Raw genomic sequence first — 15,721 nt, forward strand, 5'->3', positions numbered from 1 at the left:
CTTAGACAAATTTAATATTATAGAATATAATGGTAGTAACAATAAAATAGCAACGGAACGAAGGGGAGTAGCTTAACTTTAAAGTCGTCATGACGTGATAGTATCTATCACCGGCTTTATCGGACAACGGACGTTGTTGGCAAGACCTTTATCATGCAAAATGGTAAAGGTCTCTCTCTTTTTTTAAGAGCCTTTACCTTATGGTAAAGGCTTTTCTTATTGTATGCCAATCAGAATCAGTTAAACAAGGAGGGATAATAGAAGCTCTTCGTGATAATATTCTAGGTTTAAAGTAAAAGGAGGGAAAATAGATGGAACTATTTTCAGCAGAGTTTTTCTCGGCATTACTAGCAATCGTGATGATTGATCTTGTATTAGCAGGTGATAATGCAATTGTTATAGGTCTTGCAGCACGTAATTTACCGAAATCAATGCAAAAGAAAGTAATACTTTGGGGGACAGTTGGAGCAATTGCCGTTCGTACTCTTGCAACACTAGTAGTAGTTTGGTTATTAAAAATTCCAGGACTATTAGTAGTGGGTGGTATTTTATTATTATGGGTTGCCTATAAATTGCTAATTGATGACAAAGGACATGATGTTGAAGCAGGATCAAACTTTTGGGCTGCTATTCGCACAATTATTATTGCAGATGCACTTATGGGATTAGATAATGTTTTAGCCGTTGCAGGGGCCGCTCACGGTAGCTTCTTACTAGTAGTTCTAGGTTTAATTATTTCCATTCCAATTGTGGTTTGGGGAAGTACCATTATCTTAAAGTTTGTAGAAAGATTTCCGATTATTATTACAATCGGGGCAGCTGTACTTGCATGGACTGCCTCAAAGATGATTGTAAAAGAACCGTTTTTAGCTGACTTTTTCGCAAATCCATTCATAAAATATGGGTTTGAATTACTTGTAGTAGCACTCATTGTTGGTATTGGTACGTACATGAAATCGAAAGCGAAAGAACCTGAAAAACAAGCTGCATAAAATGGTGTGATAAAACACGAGACTTGAAAAAGAGGCTGGGACATAACTAAATAAATGATCCTTAAAGGCGAATAATATCTAAATTATTCTACCTATTAAATAGTATACTTTTTTCGTATACTATATTATTTATTAATCAGTTCAGCTGGAGGAACAAGTTCGTTCCATTGCGCTGCAGACACTCGCCGGATACCGCGGGGAGGAAGCTGATGGTTATTTTCACTATCGTGAAAAAACCTACCTCCTCGCTACGCCTGCGGGTTCTCAGCCTTTCCTCTACTTCCCGCAGGAGTCGAGTGTCTTCCGCTCCATTCCACTAGTTTTTTTAAAATAGTATGCAAAATCAAACAAATTTATTGAAAGCAACAAATAAAGACCCGAACTATTAGGTGAAAGATACTGCCTAATAGTTCGGGTTTATCATTGGCTGAAATACTTATGTCTCAGCCTCTTTCAGATTGTAGACAAAAGGCCACTCGAAAGGGATTTTCGAGTGGCCTTTTGATATTATGTATTATTTAATTGTTTCCAGACCTCTCCGCGGACTGTTTTTATACCATTTCTGGACTTTTCCATGCAAAAGTAAGCATCGCTTGCATGGACAATTTTTTTAGACCTCTTAAAATTGTCCAACGCATACCATGCTTCTCTTTTGCATCTGCGAATACTCTTTTAATTGTTTTTTTCTCCGTGCATATAGTTTATCCAGTGGAAAAGGTGGCTTATCATGGTCTACACGATCTTTATTAATTTCTTGTTGTAGTCGCTCTTGGTAAGCTCGAGTTTCTTTTCGTACAACTTTCTTTTCAAACTTCCGCTTATTAGCACTAGCTTTTTACGTGTGTTGAATCACTAAAGACATGTTCAGCACAATTTAATTTCTTATGAGCTGCTTCTTTTAAAATTCGATAAAAGATTTGCTCAAATAAGTCTTTATTTTTGAAACGTCTTTCATAATTCTTAACGAAGGTGGAGAAGTGAGTGATCTTATCATGAAACACATAACCTAGAAACCACCGATATGCCATATTTGTTTTTATTTATCAATGGTCTTACCATTGATCGAATACCGAATATGTATTGTATAAATGCCATTTTAATTAAGATAATAGGGTCAATAATGGGGCGACCAACTTCAGAGTACATATCTTTAACAAGAGGATAGATGAAAGAAAAATCAATTGCCACTTCAAGTTTTCGTACAAGATGATTGGCTGGAACAAGTTCGTCTAAAGCAATCATTTCAATTTGGTCTCTTTGTATAAAGTTATGTTTCGTTAGCATATTGTCATCTCAAATGTTATTATCCTTATACTTTAAATGTAGAACATGTTAAAAACAGTCCTAATTTTAGTAACAGATTGTAGCGGAATGGCACTCGACTCCTGCGGGAGCAGTGGGACAGCTGAGACCCCACAGGCGGTAACGCCGAGGAGGCTTACCGCCCACCCCGCGGAAAGCGAGTGCCATGGAGCGGAAATCACTTAGTTTTACAGAAAGAATAATAAACAAGAAAAAAAGACTGTAGACAACTCGAAATATTCGAGTTTGTCTACAGTCTGAAACCTCTATCTTGTAAGATAGAGGTTTTTGAATTATCTTGAATGAACTTCATAAATTCCGAATTTTAGGTAGTCACCTTCATCAGCAGCTAAAAGCTTTGGATGGTCATAGCCTGCGCCGCTCCAGTGGATTTCACGTAATACTTTACGTGCATCTACTGCAGCTTCTTGAATCATTTGTTTGAATTGATCTGGCCTAACATGGAATGAACAGCTAGCAGTGATAAAGAAGCCGCCATCTTTGACAAGCTTCAAGCCATTTAAGTTAATATCCTTATATCCACCTAGTGCTTTTCGTACAGCATGTGCAGACTTTGCGAATGCTGGAGGATCAACGATGACTACATCCCACTCTTTTCCTTCTTGAACTGCTTCACGTAAATAATCAAAGGCATTGGCCACTACATATTCCACATTGTTAAAGCCATTTAGTTCAGCATTACGTTTTGCTGTATCAATAGCATGATCAGAAATATCAACTGCGGTAACATGCTTTGCACCGTACGTGCAGCCATTCAACATAAATGAGCCTGTATGTGTAAAGCAATCTAATAATGTCGTGTTAGAATCAATTAATGGTTGAATAGCTGCACGATTTTCACGTTGGTCGAAAAAGAAGCCTGTTTTTTGACCATCTTGAATATCTACAATATATTTCACACCATTTTCTTCAATTACAACATCTGTAGGGGCCTCTCCATACCAAAACCCTTTTTCCTGCTCTAGACCTTCAAGTTCACGTACATATACGTCATTACGTAAGTAGATTGCCTTTGGGTTAAATACTTCTAATAGTCCTTTCAAAATCCACTCTTTACGAACTTCCATACCAAGTGACATAATTTGAACAACTAACACATCTTCATATTTATCGACTACAAGACCTGGTAGAAAATCAGCTTCTCCATAAATTGCTCGACAGGAGTTCACGCTAGGAATCATGCGTTTACGCAGTTCCCAAGCTTTACGAATTTTATCTATGAAAAATGCCTCATTAATCTCGTCTTGTGTGTAGCTTAAAATTCTTACAATCATTTGAGAACGTGGATTTATGTACCCTCTTGCTAAGAAGTGCATTTGATGATTGTATACATCAACGAAATCTCCAGGTTCGAAGTCTCCTTCAATGTGTGCTACTTCACTTTTGTATATCCAAGGATGTCCTTGTTCTAACCTTTTTTTACGATTTCTTTCTAATATTACTTTAGCCATGTTTCATCACTCCGTTCATTTCATTCGACTTCCATCATACCGAAAAGAAAAGCGAAACGCTAGTTTTACTAAAGACTTTGTTAGACAATGATTTTATTTACTGTTAAAGGTGCTGCTTTTCAGCGGTGTTTCTTGGGAAATGGGTCCTGCCAGCTGCTCCCAGTCAAGAACCTTCCTTAGTCCAGGAACAACATAGATTTTTAACATAGCCTAACCAAAAAGAGAAAAAGACTCCCGGTAAGGAGAGTCCGTCAATCATTCTACTGAAGCATAGTATTAGTTAATGTGGAATAGCTATTTAACATTTGGTTTGTATCTTGTGTTGCAAGCTGAGGAACTTGATAATATCCCTTTTTATTTTGGTAAAGAGAGAGCTCATAAGCCATCTCAATCATGTTTGGAACACTATCTGCTAGAACACGTCGTACCACTGGATTCGTTGTCTCAAGTGATGCATTTGTGTGAGCACCGGCGTTAGCTTTTATTCCATTTAATAAAATACTGGAAATACATTCATCTGTTAGGTCATTAGGTGTCATCGCCGGCTTCTTCGGTTGACCTGGTTTTAATCCGTACGTAATGTCGTTTTGCTCTAACATTTTATATTGTGAAGTTGGGTGTGAAGGGTCTTTTCCAGTTGAATATGCTTCAACGAGAATGTTGTATTGATCTGTAATAAATTGATGCTGACGATTTACAGTAGCTTTTAATTCAGGATCTTGAATTTGAGGACTAAAGGCAACCATGCTGTCTATTAAGCTTATCGTTCCGCCAATTACTTCCTTTACGGCAAGTAATTCATGAGCACCGTGATTAAGTGAAGTAGACATGTTCGTTGATTTCTTCATCGTATTTGCTGCAGTCTGTCCTTGTTGATTGCCCATCATTGTCATTTGCTGACCGTTCATCATTTGTTGTTGCTGCATCATTACAAATCCCTCCACACATTCAAGAATTAGTGCAACCATAATTGCACATCTTCTATTTTGAGTTGAAAAAGGCTCTTTAATTCTTTAAAAAACATAAGGGAAAAACATGCAAATAATGCGTAAACTAACATGTATCAACTGTGACAGTAGAAAAACAAATTTACTACAACTATACTTATCTAAAGAAGAAGCTATAGAAAAGGGGGGAGAGTATGGATAAAGAAAATGATGAGTTGCTAGAACACGAACGTGAGGACTTTGATTATGATGAATTTTTTCATGGCGATGATGAAGACTATGAACGAGATAAAGAGCAGAAAAAGAAGAAAAGAACATTCATTACTCGAATAGTTGGCGGAATTTTAGTGTTAGTTCTGCTCATTAACGGTCTTGCCATTTGGCCGCAAATCATCAATTTACCTGCAATTGATTTTCTAGCAGCATCTGCAAGCTTATCGCAGAATGAAGATATAAAAGGCTACAAAAAAGCTGTTGTTGTAATTGAACATAATCAAGTAAAAGGAACAGGATTTAATGTGAATTCACGTGGCCTCATCGTAACAAATGAGCATGTAGTCAAAAACGCAAAACAAGTAATGGTCCATTTTAAAGCAGGTGAATCGTATACTGGAAAAGTGTTGTATACGGATGAACAGCTTGATATCGCGATTGTTGATATTGATGGACAAAAGTTACCTTACTTAAAAGTTACTTATGAGAACACATGGAAGGGAGAAGATCCAGTTGTTTTTATTGGAAATCCCCTTTCTTTTACACAAATAGCGAACAAAGGAGAAATTGTAGGAAGCGTATTGTTAGAGGATCATCATCGACCAGTCATGATGATTGAAGCTCCAATCTACAAAGGAAATAGTGGTAGTCCAGTCCTAAATAGTGAAGGTGAAGTAATCGGTGTGATCTTCGCAACGTTACGGAATCCTACCATTGAAACAGATGAGATAATCGGTGTTGCAACGCCAGCTACATATTTAGAACAAATCATTAAAGAGTGGGAAAAATAAAAAACATGAGAGGGTTAACGTACTCTCATGTTTTTGATGAATTTAAAATGTACTCTAACTCAATTTTTTTTCAAAATTAGAAAGATGTGCGGGAAGAGAAGCTTCTATTTGAAATTTTTCTTTTGTAATTGGATGTTGAAAAGAGATACGTGCGGCATGTAAGCCCTGAGCTTTTAAAGAGTGTGTTGTACCACCGTACAGTTGGTCTCCGACTAACGGGTGGCCAATATGGCTTAAGTGTACACGAATTTGATGAGTCCTGCCTGTATCTAATTGTAATTGAAGTTTTGTAATCTTAGATTGATTAAAGACTTTTATCACTTCATAATGAGTAATTGCTTTTTGTCCAGTATTCGATACTCTACGTCTTGTAGGGTGATGACGGTCGCGACCAATTGACTCATGAATCGTTCCTTTCTTTTGTCTCACCATACCTTCTGCAAACGCAATATATGTTCTTTTAATGTCTCTTCTTTCTAACATTCCATCTAATAAGCTACTTGCAAGGTGGTGTTTTGCGAACAATATTGCTCCACTTGTATCATGATCAAGCCGATGAACATGGCGAACTTTAGCCATGAGCCCATGTAGCTGCCAGTAGTACGCAATGCCATTAGCTAACGTCCCTGTCTGATTTGCCTCTGTTGGATGTGTATCAATTCCAATTGGTTTATTAACGATCAGGAGATGATCATCTTCATACAAAACATCAATGTCCATTTCTTGAGGAATGACTCCATATTCCTCGGGTTGAAAACATTTTACAAAAAGACGGTCCTTTTTTTTCACTTGAGTAGCCCAATCAACGGCATCACCATTTAATGTGATTCCTTTTTCCATACGAAGTACATGTAACAGCTTTTTCGGTATAAAAAGCTCTTCCTTTGCAATTTGCTCGATTGTTTTACCATCATATTGAGAAGGAGCAATGATTTGGAGAAATTCACCTTTTTTCTCAGTTTGAATCATGCTGCAACTCCTTTTTCCTTTTTTCTAAAAGTAATGACTCTCAGTGTAAACATAACAAGTAAAAATGTAATATAACTTAATGAAACGAATAGACCGATTTTCGCATATCCAAGCATTTGTAAAATCATGTTTATAACCGTAGATATATATAATATTCCAAGGTATCGCTTAATCTCTTCATCCTTAAAAAGTTTGGTTAAATAGGCACCAATTTGTCCACCGATAATTGCGCCTATAATTAAAGTAAAGGCGAATGAATAATCAATCGGAGTAGAAACAGAATATGTAATAAACCCAGCTAAAACGATAAAGAAGACAGCAAATAAACTTGTGCCTACGGCTTTTTTCGGCTGAATTCCAAGCAGTGCAATCGATAAAGGTACAATGATAAAGCCACCACCGACCCCGAGGGTAGTAGATATAAATCCACCGATAAAGCCAATCAAGAGTGGAATAATCCAAGATTTCCTTTGAACAACTTTAGATTCGGACTTCTTCTCTCCCTTCAACATAATAAATGAGAAATAACCAGCTAGTAAAATATATAGTACAGGAATAACAACATCTTCAACTTTCCATCTTTCTAGTTGCATCACAAATGGATGGGCAACTTGTGTTGCGCTTAATCCGGCAACTGCAATTAATAGGCCGGTTTTCGTATCTATATTTTTCATTCTAATATGGGCAACAATTCCTGAAAGACTCGTACCGATTGTATAAAGTAAGCTAGTAGCAACGGCAACTATTGGTGAGAAACCGATTAATAATAGAATTGGAGTTAAAACAAAGCCGCCTCCAATACCAAAATAACCAGACATAACCCCCACACATGCCCCAAGTAAAATAAACAGAAAAATATCCAAAATTAGTTCCTCCTAGCAATTCAAGAAAGCATTCTTTTATTATGCAGAATGCAAGTAGTAATAACAACTAATATAGAAATTTTAACCAAAGTTATTACAGTTGTAAGGCAGCATTAACAATCTAGTAACAGTTTCGTTACGACCCTCATTTTCTATTTTGCCTATGCTAGAATAATGAACGAGCCGAAAAAGGGGGAAGACAAATGATTAAAAAAGTTGGTATTGCTTTATTATTTTATATTTTATTATCTATAGGATTAGACGTCTTGAATATCGGTCCCCAAGTGTTTTCACTAAATCAAGATCAAGTGGTTGCAACTGTTAATGAAGAAAAAATATATAAATCTGATTTACAAACAGCAATGAAAAGTGCTACTCCAAAGCTTTCAAAAGATGATTCAAAACAAATTGATCATTCTCTAATCCAACAACAAATTGAACAAAAGGCACTAGAAAAATTAATTCATAAGGAACTTCTCCTGCAGGAAGCTAAAAAAGAAAACTTCCAATTATCAAAAGAGGAAAAACAAAAAGCTCTGGAGCAAATAGAAGAACATTTTACGAATGAAAGTGAACTAGAGAATGTACTAGATAAATATAATTTGTCTGAACACGAGCTGAAAGAAATGGTTGAAGAAGAGCTCTTAGTAGCAACTTTCCTAGAGAAGAAGTTAAAGGGACTAGCGGAAGACAATCGACAAGAAGAATTGAAATTGTTTCTAGAGCAGTTGAAAAAGAAAAATAAAATAAATATACAAATGTAGGAGGTAGCATCATGAAGAAAACATACTCTATTACAGCAATGTTGTTCGTAATACTCACTATACTTAGTGGGTGTGGAGACAAATATAAGTATGAAGAAGAAATTGTGTTAGTGGATCAACCGAAAGAAGAATATAAAAATTAATGGAAGTCGTAAGGTTAAAGAACCTTGCGATTTTTTTATTTAATATTAAGCTCTCACTTCTTATGACATTTATAAGTTTCCATTTACATTATCAAAAATTATAATAGGAATGAAGCGAAAATTAACTCGAAAAATGGAGAATACGATGGACCAAATACAGCTGCTTGAATTAAAGGTAAAAGAGCTTTCAAGTCTACTAGATGCTTTTAAAGAATTAAATACGAATATTGAACTTAATGAAGTGTTTAACAATATCCTTATGCAAACAGTTAAGGTGTTGCAAGCAGAAGCGGGTACGCTTTGGGTTGCTGATTATGAATTAGAAGAAATTACTGCTAGTGCTGCTATAGGCACTACGAAAGAGACCATTTTAAATATAAAGTTGAAAATTAATGAAGGTATTGTGGGAAAGGTCATTTCTTCAGGTGAACCGTACTTTATTGAAAATGTCTCTGAAGACCCTTCGTGGGCAAAGCGAGTGGATGAGACGAGTGGGTTTATTACTAAATCGATGATTACGGTTCCTCTCGTTGCAAATCAAAAAGTATTAGGTGCTCTGCAACTATTAAATAAAAAGGGAGATGTCTTCTTTACTGATGTAGATGTCAATCTTGCGTTAGCCCTAGCTAATCAGTCAGCATTAGCACTTCAAAATAGTCAAATATATAATGAATTGTACACGATGTTTATGAGTGTGATTACAACACTTGCAAAAGTACTAGATGCACGTGACCCTTATACAGCTGGTCATTCCGAACGTGTAGCTCGATATGCAGAATTAACTGCGAGGCGCTTAGGGTTTCAATCAAAGGAGTGTAGTGACTTATATACAGCAGCATTGATGCACGATATCGGAAAAATTGGTGTTTCTGATGATATTTTGAGAAAACCTACTAGATTAACTCAAGAAGAGTATTCCTTAATGAAGCAGCATACTGTTATTGGGGCAGATATATTATCAAACCTAGAGCCGAAATCCACTATGAAAAATGCAGTGGAAATTGCTAGATATCATCATGAGCGTATAGATGGAAGTGGGTATCCAGACGGCTTAGAAGGTGATGAAATCCCAATCTATGCACGTATTGTAGGCGTGGTAGATGCTTTTGATGCAATGACGACAATACGTTCTTATAGTAATGGGAAAAGCTTTGAAGAGGCTGCTGAAGAATTAATTAGGTGTAAACATACGTTGTTTGATGACCACGTTGTGGATGCTTTTACTTCGTTACTAAAAGAAGCAAACTACAAAACAGAAAACTTAGGTAAAGTGCGATGAGTCAATTTGATTATTTACTAATTGGTCACCTAATCGGAGATTTTTTATTGCAAACTTCATGGATGGCGCAATATAAAGCAACTAGATGGATTCCTCTATTATCACATGTAACGGTATATACAGCAGTTGTTAGCTTAATGGGATATTTTTCTGGAGGTTTATCATTTACAGGAATTGCGATCATTTTTATCGGTCATATTATTTTAGACAGGCGGACCTTTGTTGAATTTTGGGTAAGTCGAATTCAAATGGCAAAAGGGCAATCAAAGGATTGGCTGATGATTGTTGCTGATCAAATTTTTCATATTATTTTGTTGTTCGTTGCAATTTACTTATCATAGGAGGAAAACCATTGATTTTATTAACAAAAAAGTATGAATTTAATAAAGTGTATCCTCTAGATAAGAAGGTAGTATGGAATTTATTAAGTGATACAGATCGGTTAAATCGTTTTATTGGATTGTTTCCAGTTAACTTTAGTAATGTTACAAAAGATGAGAAAAACATTTTTTATCGAGACGCACTTGCGAAGGTCGCAGGGATGGTACCTCTAAAATGGAAAGAATATCCGTTTGAATGGGTGAAAGATGAATACTATGACGTAAAGCGTGATTACTATGATGGACCCTTAAAGCAATTTATAGGTGGTGTAGAATTAAAAGAAGTAGACGGTGGTACGAATGTCCGTTTATATGCAGAGTTTACACCTCGGAATGTATTGGGAATCTTGGCAATTCCATTCACAGGCGTTAAGTCCATGCATAATACGATGAAATATGTTGATGAGTATTTAAGCCATAATCATGACGAATCAAAATCAGGAATGATTCCGACAAACTATAAAAAGCCTTCAGTAAATATATCAAAATTAACAAGACTCGAAAAACTATTAAAAAGATATCCAATGGACGATAAAATACTCCATTTCCTTCATGAGTATTTACTAACTGAAAGTAACCAAGATGTAGCTGAAATGAGGCCATATCAACTGGCCAAAAAGTGGAAAGTGGATGAAAAGAGAGTACTAAAATTGTTCTTATATGCAACAAAGGTCGGGATCTTAAATTTGAGTTGGAATTTAATTTGTCCTAATTGTAGAGTGTCAAAAAATGAATATACTTCACTGTCTCAATTACAAGAACAATTTCATTGTGATTTATGTGGAGTAAATTATGATGCGAATTTTGATCAATATGTTGAATTGTATTTCACGGTGCACCCTTCTATTCGTTCTTCCTACTCACAAGCATATTGTGTCGGTGGTCCAATGATTACACCCCATATAAATGTTCAAAAAGTAATAAAAAACAAGAGCAAGGGATCTCTAAAGTTACCAACAGACGAAAAAAATATGAGAATGAGAATACTAGAGTCAAATGAAATTGTTATGATTCAATATAATGAAGAAGTTAATAATGAAAATTGTAAACTTATTTATTTGGACACTGGCTGGAAAAGCTCAAGTATTGAAGTTGGATTTCAAACAAAAACGCTCTCAATAGTAAATGATAGTCAAAAAGATATTGTTGTCGTGATTGAAGAAGTAGAGACAAGGACTGATGTTGTAACAGCTGCAGAAGTGACTGCCATGCAGGAATTTAGAGATTTATTTTCTTCGGAAATATTATCTCCAGGTCAGCAAGTTGGAATCGAGAATGTCACGATTCTCTTTAGTGATTTATTAGGTTCTACATCAATGTATGAATCAGTGGGAGATGCTCATGCTTACGGAAAAGTAAAAAGACACTTTGATTTTCTGACAGAGTGGATTTCAAAAAATTCCGGTAGTGTTGTGAAGACAATTGGAGATGCTGTAATGGCGGTATTTTATCAACCAGAGGATGCACTTAAGGCAGCAATAGATATCCAAAATTATGTTTCAATTTTCAATGAGGAAAAGGGAGAGAATATTACACTTAAGATAGGTTTATTTAACGGACCAGCAATAGTTGTTAATTCTAATGACCGTTTAGATTACTTCGGAAGAACAGTTAATATTGCAGCAAGAATCCAAGCAGAGAGTCAAGGAAATGATATTGTAATAGAAGAACAACTTATTGAAAGAGAGCAAATCAAAACAGTCTTAACGGAAAGAAACATTACTCCTTTTACAGCTAAATTAAAGGGTATTTCATGCAGTATGAAATTAATAAGAATTACATGACAAGAAAAGACTTTAATTAGTCTTTTTTTTATTGGAAATAAAGGGTGCATTGGTAATTTATGCATAGATATAGTTTTTTATGGAATGATAAGGAAGAATTAGAAGAATCAACTCAGAATGGTGCGATTTGTATGAAAAAATGGTTGAGTAATTTATTTAAAGATGAAGTGAAAACGACAGATGACGTCTTAAATAATTTAAAAAAATCATCTGATTTTGTTTTTTATACAAATGAAAAATCTAAAAATCCGTATATAATAGCTTACTTTTCTACATTAGTTGATACGAACGTCATACACCAAGATATGTTGCCTTATGTTACAGAAGCGGATAAGGCGGAACATTTAAGAACCATTATACCAATAGAAGATATTACTGAGCTTAAAGATATAAACCAATTAAAAGATCATCTCATGCAAGGGTTTGTCTATTTATCTTATGTGAATGAACGGGAAGAAGCAGTTCTTATACAAGCGCAGAAGGATGAGAAAAGAAATATCGGTTCACCTGAGGTTGAATTTAGTGTAATCGGTCCTAAGGAAGCGTTTATTGAATCGCTTGATACAAATATCCATCTTATACGTAAACGTTTGCCTGTACCTGAACTTAGAATCGAGCAAATTGTTATAGGATCATTATCCAGATCCAAGGTAGCCGTTATTTATATAGAAGGAATAGCTGACGAGGAAAATGTAAATACGGTGAGGCAAAGGGTTGAAGATTTAGATTTCGATATGATTGCAGACAGTGCTTTTGTAGCCCAAATGTTGTCTGATAATGAAAATTCTCCTTTTCCGCAAGTTCTCGATACGGAAAGACCGGACCGGGTTGCGGCAACTTTAGCAGAAGGAAAGATTGCGATTATTGTTGAGGATTCTCCACATGCTCTAATTGCTCCGACCACACTTGTTGAGTTTTTCTCATCCTTTGAGGATTACTTGTTTAACTGGTACGTTGGATCGTTTGTTCGAGTACTTCGTTTATTTGCGGTTGCGTTCTCGGTATTAATTACGCCGATCTATGTTGCAGCCTTAACGTACCATTATGAACTGATACCAAAAGATTTACTAGCAACTTTGATTACATCAAGGCGGGAAATTCCCCTTCCACCCATATTAGAAGCTCTGTTTTTAGAACTAACTATTGAGCTACTCAGAGAGGCTGGAGCACGACTACCAACGAAGGTCGGACAAACAATCGGTATCGTAGGAGGGATCGTTATCGGAACAGCTTCGGTTGAAGCGGGGTTAACGAGTAACGTTCTTCTCATTATGGTAGCACTAGCTGCATTAGCTTCGTTTACAACACCTGTTTATAAAATGGGTAATACGATCCGTTTAATTCGTTTTCCATTTTTACTATTTGCACACTTATGGGGCTTAATTGGAATTGTTTTCTGTTTTTGCATTTTAATTGCTCATCTTATTCACTTACGTTCGTTTGGACGACCGTTTTTAGAGCCTATTTACCCGCCAAGAGTAAAGGACTTAAAAGATGCCTTTATCAGGCTTCCATTTGCTAAACTTGCGGAAAGACCTGTTTCCTTAAGAGTTAAAGATAAGTTTAGGTTTGATCCAAAAGAAGGAAAAGCGAAAAGAGATATTGACGAATAGCAATTCATGCTTTAAGAGGGGAGTTGAAATTTCTAATGAAAAATATTCCAGAAACATCACTTGTTTCAAGCTTTTTAGTTTTCTATTTAGTTCACTCTATGCAAATTGGAGTTGGAATATTAGGATTTCAACGGATTGTTGCTAAAACCTCAGGTAATGATGCGTGGATTGCGATACTAGTTGCAGGCATTGGAATTCATGTGTTGATTTGGATGATATATAAAATTTTTGCCACTCAGCATGGCGATATTACCGATGTACATCGCGCTATTTTTGGTAAGTGGATTGGAGGGGCACTATCCTCATTAATTATCATTTATTGTATATTACTTGGTATTACCTTACTGAGAACATACATTGAAATCATCCAAGTTTGGGTTTTCCCAGAATTCAACGCAATGATATTTAGTGTTTTTTTCTTAGCGCTAGTTTTTTACATTATTAATGGTGGTTTTCGAGCGGTCACCGGAATTGCCTTCTTTGGAGTTGTGTTACCTTTCTATATCGTATTAGCTTTTCTTTTTCCAATTAAGTTTTCTTTTTTTCAAAACTTATTTCCTATTTTGGATCATTCTATAAAAGATATAGCAATGGCAGCAAAAGGCTCTACTTTAAGCTTTATAGGTTTTGAGATGCTTCTTATTTACTATCCATTTATCAAGGATGCAGGAAAGTCACAGAAATGGGCCCACATGGGGAATGTGTTAACTATATTATTATATTTAATTGCTATGATAGTAAGCATTGGTTTCTTTTCACAAGAACAACTTGAACGGAACATTTGGGCAACCATTTCGATGTTGAAAATAGCAGAACTTCCTTTCGTTGAACGTATTGAATATATAGCGATTTCGTCTTGGATTTTAATTATCTTACCCAATATATGTATTGCATTATGGGGGGCAAGCAGAGTTGCGAAAAGGGTGTTCAATAAGAGACAACGTGTGTTTTTACTTCTCTTTTTAGCAATTACTGCTCTTTTGACTACCTATATTGATACAAGAACACAAATAGATATGCTAAATAATATAACTGCTCAAATTGGATTTTATTTTATCTATGGATATATTCCTTTTCTATTTGTTATCAGTATCATTCGTTCAAAATGGAAGGAGAAAAAAGCATGAGAAAATGCCTCATAGTATGCTCTATATTTCTATTCATGCTTGCTGGATGTGTACAGCCTAAAGTCATTGATGATATTAACATTATGTCAGCAGTAGGCTATGACTCCCACAAAGGAGATAAAGTGAAGGGAACAATTGTGATTCCAGTTTATAAAACAGACAAAAGTATATCAAATGAGCAATTTACTGCAATTGCTACTCAAAGTAAAGCAATAAATAGAAAGGCGCAACAAAAGTCAGCAGATCCTTTAGAAAATGGTAGTATTGAAGTCGTGCTTTTTGGAAAGGAACTTGCTGAAAAAGGAGTTATTGAGATCATAGATACTCTTGAACGTGATGCGAAAATTGGATCGCACTTATTGGTAGCTGTTTCAGAGGGGAAAGCCTCATCTATTCTTAATAAACGTCTAGGCAACCGAGGAACAGGAACGTACCTTAACACATTGTTAAGACATAATATGAAAACTAGAGAGTTGCCCCGCAATAATTTGCACCTCTTTTTGTTTTCTTACTATTCCAGGGTAAAAGATCCATTTATGCCTTATATTGAGCTTGAGGAAGATGATAAAGTAAATGTAAAAGGTGTCGCTTTGTTTAAGGACGATAAGGTTGTATCTTATTTAGAAGAGGAAAAGATGTTCTTTTTTAAAGCGTTAATGGAGAATTTTAGAAATGGTTCTTATACGTTTAGGGTAGAAGATAATTTTGTTACTCTTTTTAGTTTAACACTCAATCGAGACTATAAAATTAAAAACGCGATGACCAATCCAGAAATAAATATAAAAATTAATCTTGAAGCACACATACGTGAGTTTTCGGGGGATAAGCTTGACCCTAAAATGATAAAGAAAATTGAAAAACGATTCAGCAAGATAGTTGAGAAAAGTTGTGAAGAAATGCTGTATGACTTTATCGAGCAAGAGATTGATCCCGTGGGTATTGGATTACTTGCTAAAACGCAAACAAGAAAATTTGATTATAAAAAATGGGAAGAAGCTTACCCTAAGTCAAAAGTTAATATTACTTCAGAGGTATATGTAAGTGAGACCGGTATTGTAGAATAATAAGTTGATATTAAGAGG

General features: G+C 35.6%; 15 protein-coding genes and 1 pseudogene. 10 read left to right on the plus strand and 6 right to left on the minus strand.

The window, feature by feature from the left end; all coding sequences use genetic code 11:
- Nucleotides 1–311 precede the first annotated feature (311 nt).
- Nucleotides 312–992 carry a TerC family protein gene (locus JR050_RS05025; RefSeq protein WP_204202420.1) on the plus strand — a complete coding sequence of 227 codons (681 nt, stop codon included), beginning with the start codon at nucleotides 312–314 and terminating at the stop codon, nucleotides 990–992.
- 551 nt (nucleotides 993–1,543) lie between these two features.
- Here JR050_RS05025 and JR050_RS20770 read toward each other — a convergent pair.
- The 4 genes and pseudogenes from JR050_RS20770 to JR050_RS05045 all read right to left on the minus strand — a co-directional run bounded on the left by JR050_RS20770 (nucleotide 1,544) and on the right by JR050_RS05045 (nucleotide 4,695).
- Entirely contained in the window at nucleotides 1,544–1,630 is an 87-nt protein-coding gene (locus tag JR050_RS20770; RefSeq protein WP_430392857.1) for a hypothetical protein, read from the minus strand.
- Between the two features lie 29 nt (nucleotides 1,631–1,659).
- Nucleotides 1,660–2,276, minus strand: a pseudogene (locus JR050_RS05035) (transposase); the annotation flags it as partial.
- Between the two features lie 311 nt (nucleotides 2,277–2,587).
- Complete coding sequence (locus JR050_RS05040; protein WP_204202421.1) at nucleotides 2,588–3,766, minus strand: class I SAM-dependent rRNA methyltransferase; 1,179 nt, start codon at nucleotides 3,764–3,766, stop codon at nucleotides 2,588–2,590.
- Between the two features lie 260 nt (nucleotides 3,767–4,026).
- Nucleotides 4,027–4,695 (minus strand): spore coat protein, encoded by a 669-nt coding sequence (locus JR050_RS05045; RefSeq protein ID WP_239454105.1) that lies wholly within the window; start codon nucleotides 4,693–4,695, stop codon nucleotides 4,027–4,029.
- Between the two features lie 212 nt (nucleotides 4,696–4,907).
- Here JR050_RS05045 and JR050_RS05050 point away from each other — a divergent pair, with 212 nt between their 5' ends.
- Nucleotides 4,908–5,717, plus strand: coding sequence for a S1 family peptidase (locus tag JR050_RS05050; RefSeq protein WP_204202422.1), 810 nt, complete (start codon nucleotides 4,908–4,910; stop codon nucleotides 5,715–5,717).
- A gap of 54 nt (nucleotides 5,718–5,771) precedes the next feature.
- Here the strand turns inward: JR050_RS05050 and JR050_RS05055 are convergent, their stop codons facing one another.
- Nucleotides 5,772–6,683, minus strand: a complete 912-nt coding sequence (locus JR050_RS05055; protein WP_204202479.1) for an RluA family pseudouridine synthase — start codon at nucleotides 6,681–6,683, stop codon at nucleotides 5,772–5,774.
- Entirely contained in the window at nucleotides 6,683–7,549 is an 867-nt protein-coding gene (locus JR050_RS05060; protein ID WP_204202423.1) for a sulfite exporter TauE/SafE family protein, read from the minus strand. The genes JR050_RS05055 and JR050_RS05060 overlap by 1 nt, the downstream gene beginning before the upstream one ends.
- 203 nt (nucleotides 7,550–7,752) lie before the next feature.
- Between JR050_RS05060 and JR050_RS05065 the strand changes: the two genes are divergently transcribed.
- From JR050_RS05065 to JR050_RS05095, 8 genes are all read left to right on the plus strand, one after another.
- The gene (locus tag JR050_RS05065) at nucleotides 7,753–8,313 is read left to right on the plus strand and encodes a SurA N-terminal domain-containing protein (RefSeq protein ID WP_204202424.1); all 561 of its coding nucleotides are present in this window, start codon (nucleotides 7,753–7,755) and stop codon (nucleotides 8,311–8,313) included.
- Nucleotides 8,314–8,324: 11 nt separating this feature from the next.
- On the plus strand, nucleotides 8,325–8,456 hold the full coding sequence (locus JR050_RS20495) for a hypothetical protein (protein ID WP_283244050.1): 132 nt from the start codon (nucleotides 8,325–8,327) through the stop codon (nucleotides 8,454–8,456).
- A 145-nt stretch (nucleotides 8,457–8,601) separates the two neighbouring features.
- A complete protein-coding gene (locus JR050_RS05070; protein ID WP_204202425.1) occupies nucleotides 8,602–9,735 on the plus strand; it encodes a GAF and HD-GYP domain-containing protein in 1,134 nt (377 codons plus the stop codon).
- Nucleotides 9,732–10,076 carry a DUF3307 domain-containing protein gene (locus JR050_RS05075; protein WP_204202426.1) on the plus strand — a complete coding sequence of 115 codons (345 nt, stop codon included), beginning with the start codon at nucleotides 9,732–9,734 and terminating at the stop codon, nucleotides 10,074–10,076. The genes JR050_RS05070 and JR050_RS05075 overlap by 4 nt, the downstream gene beginning before the upstream one ends.
- Before the next feature lie 11 nt (nucleotides 10,077–10,087).
- Nucleotides 10,088–11,899, plus strand: coding sequence for an adenylate/guanylate cyclase domain-containing protein (locus JR050_RS05080; RefSeq protein WP_239454107.1), 1,812 nt, complete (start codon nucleotides 10,088–10,090; stop codon nucleotides 11,897–11,899).
- Between the two features lie 131 nt (nucleotides 11,900–12,030).
- Entirely contained in the window at nucleotides 12,031–13,512 is a 1,482-nt protein-coding gene (locus tag JR050_RS05085; RefSeq protein WP_204202481.1) for a spore germination protein, read from the plus strand.
- Nucleotides 13,513–13,547: 35 nt separating this feature from the next.
- Complete coding sequence (locus JR050_RS05090) at nucleotides 13,548–14,639, plus strand: GerAB/ArcD/ProY family transporter (protein WP_204202427.1); 1,092 nt, start codon at nucleotides 13,548–13,550, stop codon at nucleotides 14,637–14,639.
- Nucleotides 14,636–15,703 (plus strand): Ger(x)C family spore germination protein, encoded by a 1,068-nt coding sequence (locus JR050_RS05095; RefSeq protein WP_283244051.1) that lies wholly within the window; start codon nucleotides 14,636–14,638, stop codon nucleotides 15,701–15,703. The genes JR050_RS05090 and JR050_RS05095 overlap by 4 nt, the downstream gene beginning before the upstream one ends.
- Nucleotides 15,704–15,721: the final 18 nt, after the last annotated feature.

Origin of the sequence: Bacillus suaedaesalsae, assembly GCF_016890225.1 — a bacterium.
In the GTDB taxonomy this organism is placed as follows: domain Bacteria; phylum Bacillota; class Bacilli; order Bacillales; family SA4; genus Bacillus_BS; species Bacillus_BS suaedaesalsae.

Coding starts and splice junctions, on each gene's coding strand:
- JR050_RS05025 (WP_204202420.1), top strand. CDS start 312: ATGGAACTATTTTCAGCAGAGTTTTTCTCGGCATTACTAGCAATCGTG.
- JR050_RS20770 (WP_430392857.1), bottom strand. CDS start 1,630: ATGCGTTGGACAATTTTAAGAGGTCTAAAAAAATTGTCCATGCAAGCG.
- JR050_RS05040 (WP_204202421.1), bottom strand. CDS start 3,766: ATGGCTAAAGTAATATTAGAAAGAAATCGTAAAAAAAGGTTAGAACAA.
- JR050_RS05045 (WP_239454105.1), bottom strand. CDS start 4,695: ATGATGCAGCAACAACAAATGATGAACGGTCAGCAAATGACAATGATG.
- JR050_RS05050 (WP_204202422.1), top strand. CDS start 4,908: ATGGATAAAGAAAATGATGAGTTGCTAGAACACGAACGTGAGGACTTT.
- JR050_RS05065 (WP_204202424.1), top strand. CDS start 7,753: ATGATTAAAAAAGTTGGTATTGCTTTATTATTTTATATTTTATTATCT.
- JR050_RS20495 (WP_283244050.1), top strand. CDS start 8,325: ATGAAGAAAACATACTCTATTACAGCAATGTTGTTCGTAATACTCACT.
- JR050_RS05070 (WP_204202425.1), top strand. CDS start 8,602: ATGGACCAAATACAGCTGCTTGAATTAAAGGTAAAAGAGCTTTCAAGT.
- JR050_RS05075 (WP_204202426.1), top strand. CDS start 9,732: ATGAGTCAATTTGATTATTTACTAATTGGTCACCTAATCGGAGATTTT.
- JR050_RS05085 (WP_204202481.1), top strand. CDS start 12,031: ATGAAAAAATGGTTGAGTAATTTATTTAAAGATGAAGTGAAAACGACA.
- JR050_RS05090 (WP_204202427.1), top strand. CDS start 13,548: ATGAAAAATATTCCAGAAACATCACTTGTTTCAAGCTTTTTAGTTTTC.
- JR050_RS05095 (WP_283244051.1), top strand. CDS start 14,636: ATGAGAAAATGCCTCATAGTATGCTCTATATTTCTATTCATGCTTGCT.